The sequence below is a fragment of the Effusibacillus sp. SKA8 genome, from assembly GCF_058273125.1.
This window is the reverse complement of the sequence record NZ_JBZCSF010000005.1, coordinates 165,193-181,121: the sequence shown is the minus strand read 5'-3', so window position 1 is coordinate 181,121 and position 15,929 is coordinate 165,193. Positions and strand designations below refer to the sequence as shown.

The 15,929-nt window shown below is 52.4% G+C and carries 20 protein-coding genes; 15 read left to right on the top strand and 5 right to left on the bottom strand.

The window, feature by feature from the left end; all coding sequences use genetic code 11:
- The 4 genes from AC4ED1_RS06450 to AC4ED1_RS06435 form a co-directional block, all read left to right on the top strand.
- Window positions 1-432 (top strand): C40 family peptidase (locus AC4ED1_RS06450; protein ID WP_490936853.1); only part of this gene is annotated, 432 nt, incomplete at its 5' end.
- A 46-nt stretch (window positions 433-478) separates the two neighbouring features.
- Complete coding sequence (locus AC4ED1_RS06445) at window positions 479-685, top strand: BhlA/UviB family holin-like peptide (RefSeq protein WP_490936851.1); 207 nt, start codon at window positions 479-481, stop codon at window positions 683-685.
- A 1-nt stretch (window position 686) separates the two neighbouring features.
- Window positions 687-1,433, top strand: coding sequence for an N-acetylmuramoyl-L-alanine amidase (locus tag AC4ED1_RS06440; protein WP_490936849.1), 747 nt, complete (start codon window positions 687-689; stop codon window positions 1,431-1,433).
- Window positions 1,434-1,435: 2 nt separating this feature from the next.
- The gene (locus AC4ED1_RS06435) at window positions 1,436-1,792 is read left to right on the top strand and encodes a phage holin (protein WP_490936847.1); all 357 of its coding nucleotides are present in this window, start codon (window positions 1,436-1,438) and stop codon (window positions 1,790-1,792) included.
- 187 nt (window positions 1,793-1,979) lie between these two features.
- Here AC4ED1_RS06435 and AC4ED1_RS06430 read toward each other — a convergent pair whose 3' ends face one another.
- Window positions 1,980-2,324 carry a YhjD family protein gene (locus tag AC4ED1_RS06430; protein ID WP_490936845.1) on the bottom strand — a complete coding sequence of 115 codons (345 nt, stop codon included), beginning with the start codon at window positions 2,322-2,324 and terminating at the stop codon, window positions 1,980-1,982.
- A gap of 324 nt (window positions 2,325-2,648) precedes the next feature.
- On the opposite strand from AC4ED1_RS06430, the gene AC4ED1_RS06425 reads away from it, so the two are divergent.
- The 4 genes from AC4ED1_RS06425 (at window position 2,649) to AC4ED1_RS06410 (ending at window position 5,961) form a co-directional block, all read left to right on the top strand.
- Window positions 2,649-2,945 carry a hypothetical protein gene (locus AC4ED1_RS06425; protein ID WP_490936843.1) on the top strand — a complete coding sequence of 99 codons (297 nt, stop codon included), beginning with the start codon at window positions 2,649-2,651 and terminating at the stop codon, window positions 2,943-2,945.
- Between the two features lie 5 nt (window positions 2,946-2,950).
- A complete protein-coding gene (locus tag AC4ED1_RS06420; protein WP_490936841.1) occupies window positions 2,951-3,901 on the top strand; it encodes a DNA-processing protein DprA in 951 nt (316 codons plus the stop codon).
- Window positions 3,885-5,135: a ComF family protein gene (locus AC4ED1_RS06415; protein ID WP_490936839.1), complete on the top strand. Its 1,251-nt coding sequence runs from the start codon at window positions 3,885-3,887 to the stop codon at window positions 5,133-5,135. The genes AC4ED1_RS06420 and AC4ED1_RS06415 overlap by 17 nt, the downstream gene beginning before the upstream one ends.
- Window positions 5,136-5,514: 379 nt before the next feature.
- Window positions 5,515-5,961 carry a cupin domain-containing protein gene (locus AC4ED1_RS06410; RefSeq protein ID WP_490936837.1) on the top strand — a complete coding sequence of 149 codons (447 nt, stop codon included), beginning with the start codon at window positions 5,515-5,517 and terminating at the stop codon, window positions 5,959-5,961.
- A gap of 43 nt (window positions 5,962-6,004) precedes the next feature.
- Here AC4ED1_RS06410 and AC4ED1_RS06405 read toward each other — a convergent pair whose 3' ends face one another.
- The gene (locus AC4ED1_RS06405) at window positions 6,005-6,145 is read right to left on the bottom strand and encodes a hypothetical protein (protein WP_490936835.1); all 141 of its coding nucleotides are present in this window, start codon (window positions 6,143-6,145) and stop codon (window positions 6,005-6,007) included.
- Between the two features lie 206 nt (window positions 6,146-6,351).
- Between AC4ED1_RS06405 and AC4ED1_RS06400 the strand changes: the two genes are divergently transcribed.
- Complete coding sequence (locus tag AC4ED1_RS06400; protein WP_490936833.1) at window positions 6,352-7,026, top strand: uracil-DNA glycosylase; 675 nt, start codon at window positions 6,352-6,354, stop codon at window positions 7,024-7,026.
- 29 nt (window positions 7,027-7,055) lie between these two features.
- Window positions 7,056-8,141, top strand: a complete 1,086-nt coding sequence (locus tag AC4ED1_RS06395) for a tetraprenyl-beta-curcumene synthase family protein (protein WP_490936831.1) — start codon at window positions 7,056-7,058, stop codon at window positions 8,139-8,141.
- Between the two features lie 67 nt (window positions 8,142-8,208).
- On the opposite strand, the gene AC4ED1_RS06390 is transcribed toward AC4ED1_RS06395, so the two are convergent.
- Both AC4ED1_RS06390 and AC4ED1_RS06385 read right to left on the bottom strand, forming a co-directional pair.
- On the bottom strand, window positions 8,209-9,507 hold the full coding sequence (locus AC4ED1_RS06390; RefSeq protein WP_490936829.1) for an ammonium transporter: 1,299 nt from the start codon (window positions 9,505-9,507) through the stop codon (window positions 8,209-8,211).
- A gap of 164 nt (window positions 9,508-9,671) precedes the next feature.
- Window positions 9,672-10,025: a P-II family nitrogen regulator gene (locus AC4ED1_RS06385; protein WP_490936827.1), complete on the bottom strand. Its 354-nt coding sequence runs from the start codon at window positions 10,023-10,025 to the stop codon at window positions 9,672-9,674.
- Window positions 10,026-10,233: 208 nt separating this feature from the next.
- On the opposite strand from AC4ED1_RS06385, the gene AC4ED1_RS06380 reads away from it, so the two are divergent.
- Complete coding sequence (locus AC4ED1_RS06380) at window positions 10,234-10,725, top strand: CcdC family protein (RefSeq protein WP_490936825.1); 492 nt, start codon at window positions 10,234-10,236, stop codon at window positions 10,723-10,725.
- Window positions 10,726-10,778: 53 nt separating this feature from the next.
- Here the strand turns inward: AC4ED1_RS06380 and hemQ are convergent, their stop codons facing one another.
- Entirely contained in the window at window positions 10,779-11,525 is a 747-nt protein-coding gene (gene hemQ, locus AC4ED1_RS06375; protein WP_490936823.1) for a hydrogen peroxide-dependent heme synthase, read from the bottom strand.
- Between the two features lie 162 nt (window positions 11,526-11,687).
- Here hemQ and hemE point away from each other — a divergent pair, with 162 nt between their 5' ends.
- The 4 genes from hemE (at window position 11,688) to AC4ED1_RS06355 (ending at window position 15,819) form a co-directional block, all read left to right on the top strand.
- Window positions 11,688-12,728, top strand: coding sequence for a uroporphyrinogen decarboxylase (gene hemE / locus AC4ED1_RS06370; protein ID WP_490936821.1), 1,041 nt, complete (start codon window positions 11,688-11,690; stop codon window positions 12,726-12,728).
- Window positions 12,729-12,794: 66 nt separating this feature from the next.
- Window positions 12,795-13,727, top strand: a complete 933-nt coding sequence (gene hemH, locus AC4ED1_RS06365) for a ferrochelatase (RefSeq protein WP_490936819.1) — start codon at window positions 12,795-12,797, stop codon at window positions 13,725-13,727.
- Window positions 13,728-13,732: 5 nt separating this feature from the next.
- Window positions 13,733-15,265, top strand: coding sequence for a protoporphyrinogen oxidase (gene hemG / locus AC4ED1_RS06360; protein ID WP_490936817.1), 1,533 nt, complete (start codon window positions 13,733-13,735; stop codon window positions 15,263-15,265).
- Between the two features lie 47 nt (window positions 15,266-15,312).
- Window positions 15,313-15,819 carry a hypothetical protein gene (locus AC4ED1_RS06355; RefSeq protein ID WP_490936815.1) on the top strand — a complete coding sequence of 169 codons (507 nt, stop codon included), beginning with the start codon at window positions 15,313-15,315 and terminating at the stop codon, window positions 15,817-15,819.
- The last annotated feature ends 110 nt before the right edge of the window (window positions 15,820-15,929 follow it).

Sequence of the window (15,929 nt, the reverse complement as noted above, 5' to 3'; positions counted from 1 at the left end):
CCGCTTCGGTGGCTGCTTTCGTGGCTGATCGCGAAGTTCACGGATTCCGAATACACCCACGCAGCCGTCTGCGCTGGAAGCGAGCTGATCGACGTAGACATTGGCCGTCCGGTGGCGATGCGACCGGTGACCGACGACGATCTCCTATATAGCGACGTATTCCGGGTTCCCGGAGCAACCATAGAGGACCGCATGAGAGCGGTCCTTTTTTGTCGCCGTCAGACCGGGGCGGGATACGACTACACGGCGATTGTTTCGATTGTGCTTGGCAGGCTGTTCCGCTGGCGGCGAAACTGGCAGGACCCGGACCGCTGGTTCTGCTCGGAACTGGTCGCGGCTGCGTGGGAGTACGCCGGGCATCCGATTGCGGATGCAGATGCGGCGAGGGTCACGCCTGGAGATTTGGCGAGATCGCCGAAGCTTCAAATGTAGTTTCCTAAATAGGCGGTTTTTTATTTTTGTGGGAGGGCGGTGTCATATGGAACAATCGTTGCTTACTTTTTTTCAAACGCAAGGACCGTGGGCGCTTCTGTTTGTTGCTCTTTTTACGTGGGTGTTACGAGAAAACCAACGACGCGAGAACCGCCTGATTGACGTGATTGACCGGTTGAGCCAAAAGTACGACGAGATGGCTGCGGACCTGCGGGATATTAAAGACTCTTTGAAGATTAGAGGAGGAAGATAACATGACCATGATCTTTATCGACCCCGGACACGGGGGAGTAGACAGCGGCGCCGTGGGAAACGGCCTCCGCGAAAAAGACCTCACCTTGGATATTGCTCTTCGCATCGCAGTTCGCCTGCGCGAACACGGCTTCGACGTCCTGCTGACACGGACTGACGACCGCTATGTCGGACTTTCCGAGCGTGCGAGCATGGCAAACACCGCAGGAGCGGACTATTTCCTCAGCGTGCACATCAATGCCGGGGGAGGAACCGGGTTCGAGTCCTACGTCCAGACCGGCTACGACTCCGGCGAAACCGGTCGGATTCGCAGCGTGATCCATGCCCGTGTGGCGGAGTTTTTCGCTGCCAACGGGCTGCCAGATCGCGGTCGAAAGCAAGCCGATCTAGCAGTCTGCAGAGAGTCCGCGATGCCTGCCGCGCTCCTGGAGTACGGTTTCATCGACTCGACCGACGCACAGAAACTCGCCGACCCTGTATTCAGAGCCGGGTCCGCAGAGGCGACCGTTCGCGGGTTGTGTGAGGCGTTCGGCGTCGCGTATACCCCGCCAGCCGGACCTGATCCGAAAACAGATTGGGAGGATCACGAATTCCGGGAGGAGATCCGGCGCGTCATGGACGCCGGTATCATGCGCGGATATGACGACCGGCATTTTGGACCGGACGACCCGCTCACCCGCGGGCAGGCGGCTGCAATCATTTGCCGACTGATCGACAGGGCAGCAGAAAATATCCGGGAGGTAAAGTGATCATGAAGGAACTGCTTAACCCCTACATTTCAGAAGGGCTGACGATCCTGGTGCAGATCGCGGCCCTTGCTGTTTTTTATGGACTTGCGATCCTGAAGCGGAAAATCGAAGCCTATATCGCCGCCCATACGGATGCAAAGCAGGCGGAACTCCTGCACCTGCTGGCCCGGGAAGCCTACGCCTTCGCTGAAACTGCGTACCGGGATCTGGCTGGCCATGAAAAACTGAGCCACGCCCTAGACTATCTGGAGCAGCAGGCGAAGGCAAAAGGAATCCCATTCGACGCGGATGCGGCAAAAGTGGCGATCGAAAAAGCGTGGCTTGAAACAGAGGGAATCCGAAAGCGGTTTGGCGGATAAAGTTTGCACCCCGGCCAGAAGGTCGGGGGTTTTTGTTTTGCAGGATACCTCCTGACCTTTGGGTTGGAGGTTTTTTTGTTTTCGCCAAAACCTCCCATCAATCAACAGAAGATTCGTCAGGCTCCGGGTAGAAGTACCCGGGTGATGTGAGTAGCTGATGTATCGGCTTGATCCAAAGAGGGGAGCGTCACTGCAACAGATGCTCCAATCGTCCCTGCGCCTCCGCTTCGAGCATTGCTCTCATATAGATCGCCTCTTTCTCGTATCCGCGTTCCTTGTACTTCACGTAAATGTCAAACTTTCTCCACTCTTCTTCAATTATAAAAACAGCGTTACGGCGAAGTGTTCGCTTTATTTCGATCAACTCTTCCGTTAATTGTCTGTGAAGCGGGTCGAATACGCTGTTTTTCCACAATCCACCGCGCCCGGATGGAATAGATCGAATTTTGCCAGCGTCCTGCCGCACCCATTCCATCATGACAGATCGCAAATACATTTCTCTCATAAGCTCTGTAGCACGGATTTTGTTCATAATACCACCAAAACAGAACGTTTGTTCTTATTATACTCACGAACATAAGTTCTTAGTCAATGGAAATGGATGGTGTATAATGGACACAAAGGAGGCGTTCGCATGTACCTGGTAGCCACATGCGCGGAGTGCAGGAGTACGTCCCTGCTCCCCACGAACGACTGGGATGCGCCAAGGATCCGGTGCGTGGATTGCGGCGCGGAGTATGAGTGTGATGGGATTGAGTTTTTGTTGGAGTTGTATATGGACCTGCAGTGATTGGCTGGATGGCGCATCCTAAATCTATACGAGACCTGCGATATCCTGGGGCAGGAGTTGGCACCGATGGTCTGCTCGACGATATTCGGAAAGGCGGCTAAAGGGGAGATTACGGCGCTGAAGTTTTGGGGATACGTATCGGGTGCCGGAACATATTCTGAGAGAGTATTTGATAAAAGGCAGGATAAAGCACAGGAAGAGGCACTAGACAGGAACATATGTTCCATATTATATTTAAAACAGACAGGTATATTAGTACTCGAAGATCAATTTTCTTATGCTACACCCAAAATTCTTATGGTTGGGAAGGTTTCTGGTCCAAAATTTCGGGTATTATATTATAATAAAATACACAGGAGGTGACATCGATGGCTGTATTTTTGTCGAAGACAAGTGAACGGGAAGCAATTTGCTATTTTACCATCTTGTCTTTAAGCAAGAATTCGCTTAAGGTGTCACTCCCATTGTATCAGCAAATTCGGACAGAGTCCGATTGGGAATATGCATTGGTCGATTACGGAATAAGTGCCGAGGAGATTGAAAAAACTAAGCTGAAAGTGTTACAGGGGCTACAACAGTTGGATGAGTTTGACCTGGTTGTCCAACGTGGTGAGCCTTTGTATCCAAAACGGTTGGTAGACATCAAAGGAGCTCCACAATTCCTTTTTCTTAGAGGCGAAGCCATGTTGGCTAATGAACCCGTGATATCCGTTGTAGGCTCCCGAAAGGCTTCCGAAAAAGGGGTATATAATGCAACACGTCTTGCCAGAATGCTGTCCGAAAGACGTATTATCGTAGCATCCGGTCTTGCGTATGGTATTGACAAAGCGGCACATGGCGGGGCGATTGAGGCCAATAAACCTACAATCGCAGTAATCGGTACCCCGTTGAACAAGGTATATCCGGCAGAGCATGAATCGCTCCAAAATTACATTGGTCAAAAAGGCCTAGTTATTTCTCAGTTTGCACCAGGATTCCCGGTTCACAAATGGAATTTCCCGTTGAGGAATGCAACGATGAGTGGTATCTCAATTGCCACAATCGTTGTTGAGGCAGGGGAGACAAGTGGCGCGCTTATTCAAGCACGCGAGGCTCTGAAACAGGGTAGGGAGGTCTTCATCCCGCAAAGTGCTTATGAGAACAAAAATCTAAAGTGGCCAAGGAAGTTCGTGGATGAATATGGCGCACATATGTTTAAAAAGATAGATGACCTTATGGAACAGCTACAACAAAAAAATCTCATAAAATCACTACATGAAGTTCCAAAAAGTCAACTTATTATTAGTCCAATGAGGTTGCGCCATGCTGTTAGAATGTAATGATCTCGAATTAGTAATAATGAACTTAGAACACATCGACAAGAAATTTGACGGGCAGCTAAAAAGACTCGTTGAATCCTATCGATGTGTTTTTCTTGTTCCCAACCAGCAACGTTTAACCGAACTAAAAAGCTTATATCCGGATATGGAAATTATCGTAACAGATTTTATGTTTAAATTTCTTCCCGAACGATCTCTTATAAATATATTACGAGACTACGGGAAGCATCCGTTTCAGGCTGTGTATGTCACTGGAAATGGAAATGAAGTAAGATATGCACACGAGGTTGGTCTTTCAACTGTATGCTTCTCAAATGATGAGCATCCCGTATTGAGATCCTATATGCCGGACCATGAAGTACATGATATGGATGAACTATTAAGATCTCTGAACGGCCAAGTATATGGGTGGTTTGGAGAACTCTTTGCTCATGGGATAAATGGGATGGGGCGGTATGCTGTCTTTCCTCTGAAACATACACTACAACCTGATATTGAAGCAGATTTAATAGTGACAGGTAGGTATTTTACAAGTAATGACCCAAGAGCTTGTATTCACCCTCTTTCACAGTTAATCCTACAGATGAAGAGTGGTAAGCAAGGAGCAATTTTTTATACTGCTAAGCTGATCGCTCAATGTCTAAATTTTATCTTTGAAGGTGATGAATATCTTCTTACCACGGTGCCTCCTAGACCAGGACAAGAGAGTGTTCTTCAAAATGTCCTAATACAAGCAACCAAAGTTTCAAACCCAATCAATCGATCGTTTATTAAACCATTGCTTATAGCAACTAGAGATTATAAAAAACAAAAAGAGGCAGGTAGTTGGCAAAACCGAAGCATCAATGTAAAGGGCGTTTTTCAGGTGGTTGATGACGTAAAAGGGCACGTGATCCTTTTTGATGACATTGCTACTAGTGGTGCCACTGTGATGGAATGCGCAAAAGTTCTGATTGAAGCAGGGGTTGAGAAAGTAACCGTTTTAACACTGGGGTCTTCACAGAGTAAACCGGAGCGTTCGGCCCCTGAAATGATTGGATGTCGACTTGAAGGGTGCGATGGAACTTTAAAGATAAGGTTTAATCAAAGACAATACTCAACCGCATTTTTTGGATGTTCAAATTATCCGAACTGTAAATCAAATACACAAAATTACGAGCCCATTCGGCGAGAGTATAACTTACAAAAAACAATACCTGGACTAGAGCCAGATGAATCGGATCAAACCCTCTGATTTGCAAATCAAACGGCGAAAACGAAACGCAAAACGCCCTAATCGCGGGCGTTTTGCGTTTTATCAATTACACTCATGATCGGCAGTTCTTCCCGAATGGCTAATTTCTGTACTTTCTAGGTATCGACTCCCCTCGCCTCCACCAATCAAATTCACGACATGTCAAAGACCACCAACGGGTGGTCTTTCGCGTGGGCAAAAAATGGAGAATGGCGTATTTTTACAAAAAAGACTATAAGAGACCGGATGGTCTATTTTTTGCCGATGGTCAGTAAGTTAGCAACGGGGTGATGGCCGGAACGGAGGTTGCGGCAAGCTTGGCCCGGAAGATAAGGCGTCATTGAGGAAAAAACGAAGGAAACCGTGAGGAGGAGAGCGCATGGCGGAGACAGCGAAAAGGGAAGGACGCAACTATACGTCGGCACAGGTTGGCAGTTTTGAACATTTGGACCAATATGTTCCTTACAAGGATGGAAAGTTACGGGGAAAGCTTTTTCTCAAGGATTTGCTGGGGCTGACAGGGATGGAAGTATCGCTAAACAAGCTGCCGGCAGGCAAAGGCGTTCCTTTTTACCACAAGCACAAGCACAACGAAGAACTGTACATTTTTGTCAAAGGGACCGGACAGTTTCAGGTGGATGGCGATGTAATCGAGGTGAAAGAAGGGACCGTTATCCGGGTGGCGCCGGACGGTTCGAGAACGTGGCGCAACAATTCGACGGAGGATCTCTACTATATTGTAATTCAGGCTGCAGCAAACGGTCTGACCGCATGGACGGTCGAGGACGGCATTTTGGAAGAGCGAAAAGTGGAGTGGAACGAATAAAAAGGGCAGACCACCGTTCGGTGGTCTGTTTGTTGCAGGTTGTTTAACCTTTCAGCGACGCCAGCCACTCGGCGTAGCATTCGTTGCACAACAGTTCGTCGTGTTCCTCGTTGCCTTTGTAGAATGTGACCCAGTGCGGCGTATCGATTTCGTGTTCGCAGTAATAACATTTATTTTCGTCCATCGCCCAATCCTCCCTTTTGCCGGAAAATCGCACGTGCAACCGCTCGGTATTTTCGTCTGCGCTCTAACGTAAAGTTTCCCAATCCGGTTGTCCGTTATACTTTGACGACTTTTTAAGAAGAACACACGAACCCGCCCAAAATCGGGCCGTTTTGATATAATGGGTTTATTCCGGTTAACTGCGGTACAGGGTGTGTGAGCGGGACAATGGCAATTTTGAAAAACGATTGGTCGCCTTTGCTGGAAGAGGAATTTCAAAAACCGTACTATTTGAAGCTGCGGCAATTTTTGATCGGGGAATATCGTACGAAAGTGATTTACCCGGATATGTACGACATCTTCTCCGCCCTGCACCTGACTCCGTTTGCCGCGACCAAAGTGGTGATTCTGGGACAAGACCCTTACCACGGTCCGGGTCAGGCGCACGGTTTGAGCTTCTCGGTGAAACCCGGGGTGACGCCTCCGCCTTCCCTGCAAAACATTTTCAAGGAATTGCAGGCCGACTTGGGGTGTTATATTCCAAACAATGGGCATCTTGTAAAATGGGCAGAACAGGGCGTATTGTTGTTAAACACGGTTTTGACCGTGCGTGCGGGCCAGCCGAATTCGCACCGCGGCATGGGGTGGGAGATTTTTACCGACCGGGTCATCACGCTCCTGAACAACCGGGAAAAACCGGTGGTGTTTATGCTGTGGGGCAGTAACGCACAGGCAAAATTGCCGCTTTTGGACTCGGGGAAGCACTGTATCCTGACTTCCCCCCACCCCAGCCCGTTTTCCGCCAACAGGGGCTTTTTCGGAAGCAGGCCGTTCTCCAAAGCCAACCGCTTTTTAAGGAGTATCGGCAGCGAAGAGATCGACTGGCAAATTCCCAATCTGTAATCAAGCGAAGAGTGGATTTGAGAGTGAAGATGAACACTTGGACGTTCTTGTACAGGTCATACCGGTATGTTTTGCCTGAAGTGCACCGGCAACTGGACAACTGGAAGCGGTTTGCTCTCGCGATTCCGGATGAGGAACTGCGGCAGCAGGCGTTGGCGAGCATACGGGACAAAACGTTTCACTGCGAAGGGGGAGCCGTTTACGTAACGGCGGCCCTCGAATCCCGCGACATCCTGATTCCTTTAATCGTCGCCTTTCAAACCATCAGCGATTATCTGGACAACTTGTGCGACCGCAGCACTTCGCTGAATCCCGACGATTTTTTCTGTTTGCACGAATCGATGCTGGACGCTGTCTCTTTGCGGCGGCCTTTGCATGATTATTACCGGGTCCGCAAACAAACGGGGGAACCGCATCGGGACGACGGATACTTGCGGCGGCTGGTGGAGACCTGCCGCGAAAAAATCGCGTTGCTGCCCGGCTATCCCGCAGTGGAGGAGCAGATTTTAACCTGGGTCGGTTTATACCGGGATTTGCAAGTGCACAAACACGTGGATCCGGAAGAGCGGGAGGGGCGGCTGCTCAAATGGTGGCAGCAATACGAAGCCGGATTGCCCGGAGTGCGCTGGAATGAATTTGCGGCTGCCACAGGTTCGACTTTGGGCGTGTTTTCACTGTTTCTGGCGGCTTGTGATCCCCGGTGTTCGGAGGATGTGGTAAAGCGGCACGCGAACGCTTATTTTCCCTGGATCAGCGCAACCCATATTTTGTCGGATTATTTGATCGACCTGGAAGAAGACCGGATCGGCGGGGATTTGAACTTCATCTCGTATTACGCCGATGCCCGGGAAATCGTGGACAGGATGGCCTGGATTGCCCGCCGGGCGCGGGCGGAAGCGGAAAAACTCTGCGTCTTTTCGTCCGTTCACCTGATCGCGGTGGACGGATTGTTCGGCTTTTATTTGTCGGACGGCAAAGTCCGCCGGCAGCCGCTGGTCGCGCAGGTCGCGAAATCCCTGCTGCGGATGTCGCCGTGGCGAATTTGGCTGTTTTACCTGTACAGCAGATGGTATCGCGGAAGCGAAGCGCGGATTCAGGCTCCTCCCAGGCGGTAATCCCCGGAGTAAACAAGAGAGGACGGGGAGTTGTCCCCGTCCTGCTATTTACTCTCCCTCAAAAATCTCACGGCTGCTCCTGCAAAACCGCTTTGTGACCCAAATCGGTGAGCGGCACCTGGAATCCGGGAGCCGGATTTGCGTCGCTGAACCGCTCCAGCTCGTTGTACGCAGGGATTCCGTGAGCGACGATGTCGAGTCCCTGTTCTTCTTCGGCGGCAGTAACCCGGATGCCGATCGTTTTCTTGATCGCGAACCCGACCAGATAAGCGGTGGCGAATCCCCACAGGGAAGCGACCGCGACCCCCAAAATCTGAATCAGCAGCAGGTGATAGTTGCCGGCGGTGAACAGGCCGTCGTTCAAATCGAACAGCCCGACTGCAACCGTTCCGAAAATCCCGTTAAATCCATGGACGGCGATGGCGCCGACCGGATCGTCGACTTTCATACGATCCACCCAGCCGGTCGCCAGAATCACGAGGATTCCCGCAAGAGCGCCGATCAGGACGGACGATTTGGGGCCGACAAAAGCGCATCCGGCTGTAATCGCGACCAGGCCCGCCAGCGAACCGTTGATCGCCATGCTCGGGTCGGCGACTTTGAAGCGGGCTATGCTGAACAGGATGGCGGAAGCTCCGCCCGCCGCTGCGGCGAGGAAGGTATTCAGCGCGATGCCCGCCAGATTGGCGTCCAGAGCGTTCAACGTGCTGCCCGCATTGAAGCCGAACCAGCCGAACCACAAAATAAAACCGCCGGCCGAAGCGAGTGGGATGTTGCTGGGCGCAAACACGTTGACACTGCCGTCCTTGTTAAAACGGTTCTTTCGCGGCCCAAGAAGCACGGCCAATGCGAGGGCGGCAAACCCCCCCATTGCGTGAATGGCCGCCGATCCGGCAAAATCTTTCATACCGAGTTGCTGCAGCCAGCCGCCGCCCCAAATCCAGTGCCCCGAGACCGGATACAAGATTCCGCACAGCAGGATAATGGTGACGATGTAAGCGGAAAATTTCATGCGTTCCGCCACCGCACCCGAAACAATCGAGGCAACGGCCATTGCGAACGCGATTTGAAAGAGGACAAAGGCTGACAGAGGAAGTCCGTTTGGAGCGGTCCCATTGCTGATCGCCTGAAAATCGGTTCCGATCAGCCCGGACCAATCCCCGCCGAACATCAGAGCGTATCCGAGCACATAAAACGCAAGGGCGCCAAATGTCAGATCCACAAAGATTTTCATCGTGACATTGACGGCGTTCTTGGTCCTCACCAGACCCGCTTCCAACAGACTGAAGCCGCCTTCCATAAACACGATCATGGCAGCGGCCAGCACAACCCACACCGTATTCAATCCGGTCGCAAAATCCGTCATTTTGAAATTACCCCCGTAGCTTACGTGATCGACTAGTTATATTATATCTTGAATGTTACATTTGTCAATCTTTTATGTTATTTTTGTCAACCATTTATGTTAGATAATATTACACAAAATACAAAAAATAAAACCGAAAACAAAAAGAGAGCCTGTAGCAGCCCTCATGATTTGTTCAGTTCATCGATCGTTTCGTCGATTTGTCCGGTTCGAATGTTGTAGGCTTCCAGCACGGGGTAGACAAAAATTTTGCCGTCCCCCATCTCGCCGGTTTGAGCGGTTTTGATGATCGTGCGGATGGCGGGTTGCACGTATTCTTCGGACACGACAATTTCCATTTTCAATTTCGGATGCAAGTTGATGGTGTAGGTATGTCCCCGGTACACGCCGGTGGCGTTTTTTTGCTGGCCGCGCCCCTGTACGGGCGTGACGGTAAAACCCGTGACTCCGATTTTGCGCAGTTCGGAAATCACTTCCTGGAGTTTTTCCGGGCGGATGATCGCTTCGATTTTCTTCATAAAAAGATTCCTCCGTCGCATAAGTCTTAATGCTTGACTTATTTTTTATCATATCATTGCAGTCAAGACGTTGCGCATGAACCAGAATGTAACAAGGACAACCAGGGACAACCAGGGACAAAAATGTTGTCGGAACCTCCGTTTTGTTTATACTAAATATAGTGAAAGCTTGGTGAAAGCTGCTCAAAAGTTTTCGAGGGGGGAGAACATGGCATATCCTCATGCGATAAATTTGCAGACGGCAACCACGATCGGGGCCATCGGTATGGCGTTGCTTGTCATCGGCATCCGTTTGCGGGCCGCGCGAAAACCGACATCCGTCAAAAAAATTATCATCCCGCCTTTGGGGATGAGCACCGGCTTTTTGATGTTCCTGTTTCCGCAGACGCATGTTCCTCCCGTTTACGCAGTGGTTGCGCTGCTGGTCGGAGTGCTTTTTTCCTATCCTCTGATCCGGACTTCCAGGTTCGAACTGAACAACGGGGACATTTATCTCAAGCGCTCGAAGGCTTTTCCGTTGATTCTGCTCGGTTTGCTGGCTGTCCGTATCGCGCTCCATAGCTATGTCGAACAGTTTATCACACTGGAACAAACGGGAGCGGTCTTCTTTATTTTGGCGTTCGGCATGATCGTACCGTGGCGCGTGGCCATGTTCCGCCGCTACATGCAGTTGAAAAGATCCTACAACAAAACCCGGTAGGCCCAAAAGCCCCACCGGGTTTTGCTCCATGGAGTTCGATTGCCGGTTGCGACTTACACTTCCAGATATTTTGCGAGTTCTTCGGCGGTGATGCGGGTGCCGACGAAGAATTCGCCGAATTCGCCGAACCGGGCGCTGACTTCGTCGAAACGCATCTCGTACACGATCTTTTTAAACTGCAGCGGGTCATCGGCAAACAGGGTAACGCCCCATTCCCAATCGTCCAACCCGGTGGAGCCGGTTACAATCTGCGTGACTTTGCCGGCATACTTGCGGCCGGTCAAGCCGTGCGCCCGCATCAGGTCGCGGCGCTGCTCCATCGGCAGCATGAACCAGTTGTCGTTGCCTTCCCGTTTTTTGTTCATCGGGTAGAAGCAGATGTTTTTGGTTTTCGGCAAAATCGGGTACAGCCGGTTCTGGATCACCGGATCCTGGTAAGGGTCGACGCCTTCTTGCGGCAGGTAATTTCCGAGTTCCACCACCGACACAAAGGAGTAGCTGGGGATGGTGAACTCCGCAAAACGGGTTTTGTTGAAGGCGGTTTCCAATTCTCCCAGTTCTTCCAAGGTCGGACGCAGGTTCAAAAACAGAAGATCCGCCTTTTGGCCGACGATGGTGTACGTGCCGGTGCTGCCCTCTTTTTTCTCCTCGACGGCAGACCATTCGCGCAGGTGGGTCAGCAGTTCCTCCGTCGCCGCCCTGCGTTCTTCCTTCGGCAGGGCTTTCCAGGAGGCCCAATCGACGGTGCGGTAGTCGTGCAGGACATACCAGCCGTCCAATGTATGTAACACTTCGCTCATTCTGCATTCACTCCTTATAGTTGCGTTCGGGAATAAGTATATCATACCGGGAACAAGGTGCAATGCGGCCCGATTGCGGTCACAGTCTGTTCATTTGCCTCCCTGCGCTTTTATAAGGTATAAAGAAAGTATTGGCTAAAATTGTTTAAAGTGGTGAGGAAGATGGCATTTAACGATAATTTTTTGCGGGCTTGCCGGAAAGAGCCGGTTGATCATGTTCCGGTCTGGTATATGCGGCAAGCGGGCCGGTATCAGCCGGAGTACCGCCGGATCCGCGAGCAATACAGCCTGATGGAAATCTGCGAGATTCCGGAAGTCTGCGCGGAAGTCACGCTGTTGCCGGTTCGGCAGTTGAACGTTGACGCCGCGATCCTTTTTTCCGATATCATGATCCCGGTGAAAGCGATGGGAATCGATGTCGATATTAAGGGCGGCTACGGCCCGGTGATTGCCAATCCGATCAAAGAAGTGGCGGATGTGCGCCGACTGCGCGATCTCGACCCGGAAGCTGATCTGCCGAAAACGATGGAAGCGATCCGCATCTTGCGGCGGGAATTACGCGTGCCGCTGATCGGATTTGCCGGGGCGCCCTTTACGCTCGCCAGTTACATGATTGAGGGTGGTCCTTCAAAAAATTATTATAAGACGAAGCAAATGATGTACACGGCGCCGGATGTGTGGGACGCGCTGATGGACAAGCTGGACGACATGGTCGTTACATACCTGAAAGGGCAGGTGGCTGCCGGAGCGCAAGCGGTGCAGGTGTTCGACAGCTGGATCGGCAGTCTGTCGCCGGGCGACTACCGCCAGTACGTGTTTCCGACTATGCAAAAGATTTTCCGGGGGCTTAAGGACACAGGCGTGCCGACGATTTATTTCGGCATCAATACCGGCGAACTGCTGCACGTGTGGAAGGAGCTTCCGGTCGACGTGATCGGCGTCGATTGGCGCGTTCCGCTTGATTCCGCACGCGCCCGGGTCGGATCCGGCTTTGCGCTGCAGGGGAATCTGGATCCGGCGCTGCTGTTGGCCCCCTGGGATGTCATTGAACGAAAGGCGAAGGAGATTCTCGACATGGGCATGGCCCAGCCTGGGTATATTTTCAATCTGGGGCACGGCGTCTTCCCCGAAGTGAAAGTGGAGACGCTGCAGAAGCTGACCGAGTTTGTTCACCGCTACAGCGCCTCGAAACTGAACGGATAAACCGGCAGCCAATCTTAAACTGGAGGATGTACGGGCACCGGTCCGCTTATTGAAGGTGGGATTCGAATGGGCAAAAAAACGGTCGGCGTCCTGGCGATGGCCTACGGGACGCCCGCCAGCCTGGATCGGGTGGAAGAATATTACACCCATATCCGCCGGGGGAGAAAACCTTCTCCGGAACAGTTGGCGGAATTGGTGGAACGATACAAGACCATCGGCGGCGTGTCGCCGTTGAACGAAATCACCCGCAAGCAGGCGGAAGGGTTGGAACGAATTTTGAACGGCAGCGGCGACGGGGTTGCCTACCGCGTCTATACCGGGATGAAACACGCAAAACCGTTTATCGGGGACGCAGTCAAGCGGATGGCGGACGACGGCATCCGGGAGGCGGTCGGTTTCGTGTTTGCCCCCCATTATTCGGCGCTGAGCATCGGCACTTACATTGCGGAGGCCCAAAAAGGGGCGGAGCGGTACGGCGGCCCCGCTTTCACGTTTGTCAAGCAGTGGCATCTGCAACCGCAGTTTTTGCAAGCGCTGGCAGGGAGAGTGCAGACGGCACTGGCCCATTTTTCGGAGGGCGAACGCGAGTCGGTGCGTTTGCTGTTTACCGCTCACAGCCTTCCCGAGCGCATTCTGGCAATGAACGATCCTTATCCGGAGCAGTTGCGGGAAACGGCGGCAGCATTGGCGCAAGCGATCGGACATCCGAACTGGGGGATTGCATGGCAAAGTGCGGGGCGCACGCCGGAACCCTGGCTCGGCCCGGATGTGTCGGAGGTTCTCCGCGGGTTGGCAGACCAAGGGACGCGCTCGGTCGTGATCTGTCCGGTCGGCTTTGTGGCGGATCATCTCGAAGTGCTTTACGACATTGACGTGGAATGTCAGGCGTTGGCGCGGCAATTGGGAATCAAGCTGGTCCGCACGGCGATGCTCAATGCGGACGAAGATTTTCTGCAGGCGTTGGCAACGGTTGTGCGGGATCATACAAAAAAGGAATGAGCGTAATGGCGGGAGAAAAAACGGTCGTTGTGATCGGCGGCGGCATTACGGGTTTGAGCGCGGCTTATTATTTGCGGAAACACGCCCGCGAAAAAGGGATTCCCTTGCGGATTCTCCTGCTGGAGAGGGCTGCCCGCCCCGGAGGAAAAATCGCGACGGAACTCTTTGGCGGTTTTGTGATGGAAAAAGGGCCTGACGCCCTGTTGACCCGGAAAGTCGCCGCATTGAATTTGTGCCGGGAACTGGGGTTGGCAGACGAATGGGTCGAAACCAATCCCCGCAACAAAAAAACGTACATTCTGCACAAAGGCAAACTGCATCGGATTCCGGAGGGACTGAACGTAGGGATTCCCACCCAGTTTGTTCCATTTGTGACGACGCGGCTGCTTTCGATGTCCGGCAAGGCACGCGCGGCACTGGATCTGGTCATTCCCCGCAGCCAACACTCCGGCGATCAGTCGCTCGGCGGTTTTCTCGCCCGCAGACTGGGGGACGAAGTGGTCGATCAGATCGCGGAACCGCTGCTGGCGGGCATTTACGCGGGGAACACCCGAAATCTAAGCCTGCGTGCCACTTATCCGCAATTTGAAGCGATGGAGAAAAAGTACGGCAGTTTGATCCTCGGCATGCTGGCCCAGGCGAAGCAGACGAAGGCGGGCGCAAAAGCGGAGGGGAGGACTCCGACACCGAAATCGGAGACCGGAGCCGCTTTGTCCGCCGCCGATTCCGGTGTGGCAGGCGATCAGCGCCCGCTGCCGAAGACGATGTTTTTCTCGCTGCGCCGCGGTTTGATACAACTGGTCAACAAACTGGAAGAGGAACTCGGGCCGGAAATCGTAAAAACTTCCGTTGCCGTGAGGAAGATCAAAAAAGTAACGGATGCGGCAAACGACAGTACATTCCGTAATGCTTTCCGTTATCAGGTGACTACCGAAGACGGGGAGACATATGACGCGGACGCGGTGGTCGTCGCCGTTCCCGCGTATGAAGCCGCCCGGATGCTGCCGTGCTCCTTCGAGCCTGCGGCGACACTGGAGAAGATTCCGTATGTATCGGTCGGCAACGTTTTGTTGGCGTATCCTGCCGCATCCGTTCCGTATCCGCTGGACGGAACCGGATTTGTGGTGCCGCGCAAAGAAGGCCGGACCCTCACGGCGTGCACCTGGATTTCTTCCAAGTGGATGCACACCACTCCGCCGGACAAAGTGTTGATGCGCTGTTATGTCGGCCGGGCGGGTGACGAAGCGATCGTCGACGAATCGGACGAGTCCATCCTGCACAAGGTGAAACGGGATTTAAAGGATGCGATGGGGATTGCGGATGAGCCGATTTTTACAAGGATCACACGGTGGCGGAAAGCGATGCCGCAGTATACGGTCGGCCACTTGGAACGGTTGTCCGCGTTTGAGAAGGAAGCGAATCGGGAGTTTCCCGGCCTCTTTTTTACGGGCGCCGGCTATAGGGGTCTTGGCGTTCCGGATTGCATCCAGCAGGGCAAAGACACGGCGGAAGCGGCGGCTGAGGCTTTGGAGGGATAAGGCGCTTAGTTTGCTTCGTATTTATACTAAAAAGAGCATTGCGGGAGGTGATTCGAATCAAGCGATATCTGGTAAGAGTGTTAAGTGCGTTTCTTTTTTTGACATTGAACGGATGCGAGTCTGGGGATATAACGGGTCATTCTTTTGCGCCTTCTGCCGATGATGCAAAAGCGTACGTATTGCAGAACGGTCTTTTGAAATCGGTGGCAGAGGTTCGCCATACCCGGCCCGGTCCCGTGGTAACCATGCTGATTGGTCAAGACGCGCAGGGGAATGAGAAAGTCGTTTGGCTCAACGGGGATTCTAAGGGCAACATCCGCATCGCCGGATCAGTTCTTTTGAAAGACGGAATCGCAAGAAATGCTATCCTGTCAAAACTGAAAGAGCGAGGCTTTGACCCTGAGAAAATAGACGACATATATATTGCTCCCTTAGACTATAACGGAACGAGAATTGCCTGGCTTGTTACGCTTCAAAGTCCGGATCAACACTCTTTCGTATTCGATTTTAGAACCGGGCAATTACTTGTTGAGAACTACCAAAAAACTTCCTAGTAAGTTTGATCGGCCTTTTGACCGTCACGAACATCGGGGATGAGATAGCCGGACAAAAAATGGCCACTTTTTTGCCTCTGCAAGCGGCAATCCGATGGAGTTGGCGGATG

What these genes read in the sequence shown, in the direction of transcription:
- AC4ED1_RS06380 (WP_490936825.1), top strand. Translation starts at nt 10,234, where the DNA reads ATGGCATATCCTCATGCGATAAATTTGCAGACGGCAACCACGATCGGG.
- hemE (WP_490936821.1), top strand. Translation starts at nt 11,688, where the DNA reads ATGGCATTTAACGATAATTTTTTGCGGGCTTGCCGGAAAGAGCCGGTT.
- AC4ED1_RS06430 (WP_490936845.1), bottom strand. Translation starts at nt 2,324, where the DNA reads ATGAACAAAATCCGTGCTACAGAGCTTATGAGAGAAATGTATTTGCGA.
- hemG (WP_490936817.1), top strand. Translation starts at nt 13,733, where the DNA reads ATGGCGGGAGAAAAAACGGTCGTTGTGATCGGCGGCGGCATTACGGGT.
- AC4ED1_RS06420 (WP_490936841.1), top strand. Translation starts at nt 2,951, where the DNA reads ATGGCTGTATTTTTGTCGAAGACAAGTGAACGGGAAGCAATTTGCTAT.
- AC4ED1_RS06410 (WP_490936837.1), top strand. Translation starts at nt 5,515, where the DNA reads ATGGCGGAGACAGCGAAAAGGGAAGGACGCAACTATACGTCGGCACAG.
- AC4ED1_RS06440 (WP_490936849.1), top strand. Translation starts at nt 687, where the DNA reads ATGACCATGATCTTTATCGACCCCGGACACGGGGGAGTAGACAGCGGC.
- AC4ED1_RS06435 (WP_490936847.1), top strand. Translation starts at nt 1,436, where the DNA reads ATGAAGGAACTGCTTAACCCCTACATTTCAGAAGGGCTGACGATCCTG.
- AC4ED1_RS06445 (WP_490936851.1), top strand. Translation starts at nt 479, where the DNA reads ATGGAACAATCGTTGCTTACTTTTTTTCAAACGCAAGGACCGTGGGCG.
- AC4ED1_RS06415 (WP_490936839.1), top strand. Translation starts at nt 3,885, where the DNA reads ATGCTGTTAGAATGTAATGATCTCGAATTAGTAATAATGAACTTAGAA.
- AC4ED1_RS06390 (WP_490936829.1), bottom strand. Translation starts at nt 9,507, where the DNA reads ATGACGGATTTTGCGACCGGATTGAATACGGTGTGGGTTGTGCTGGCC.
- hemQ (WP_490936823.1), bottom strand. Translation starts at nt 11,525, where the DNA reads ATGAGCGAAGTGTTACATACATTGGACGGCTGGTATGTCCTGCACGAC.
- AC4ED1_RS06400 (WP_490936833.1), top strand. Translation starts at nt 6,352, where the DNA reads ATGGCAATTTTGAAAAACGATTGGTCGCCTTTGCTGGAAGAGGAATTT.
- AC4ED1_RS06425 (WP_490936843.1), top strand. Translation starts at nt 2,649, where the DNA reads ATGGTCTGCTCGACGATATTCGGAAAGGCGGCTAAAGGGGAGATTACG.
- AC4ED1_RS06395 (WP_490936831.1), top strand. Translation starts at nt 7,056, where the DNA reads ATGAACACTTGGACGTTCTTGTACAGGTCATACCGGTATGTTTTGCCT.
- AC4ED1_RS06385 (WP_490936827.1), bottom strand. Translation starts at nt 10,025, where the DNA reads ATGAAGAAAATCGAAGCGATCATCCGCCCGGAAAAACTCCAGGAAGTG.
- AC4ED1_RS06405 (WP_490936835.1), bottom strand. Translation starts at nt 6,145, where the DNA reads ATGGACGAAAATAAATGTTATTACTGCGAACACGAAATCGATACGCCG.
- hemH (WP_490936819.1), top strand. Translation starts at nt 12,795, where the DNA reads ATGGGCAAAAAAACGGTCGGCGTCCTGGCGATGGCCTACGGGACGCCC.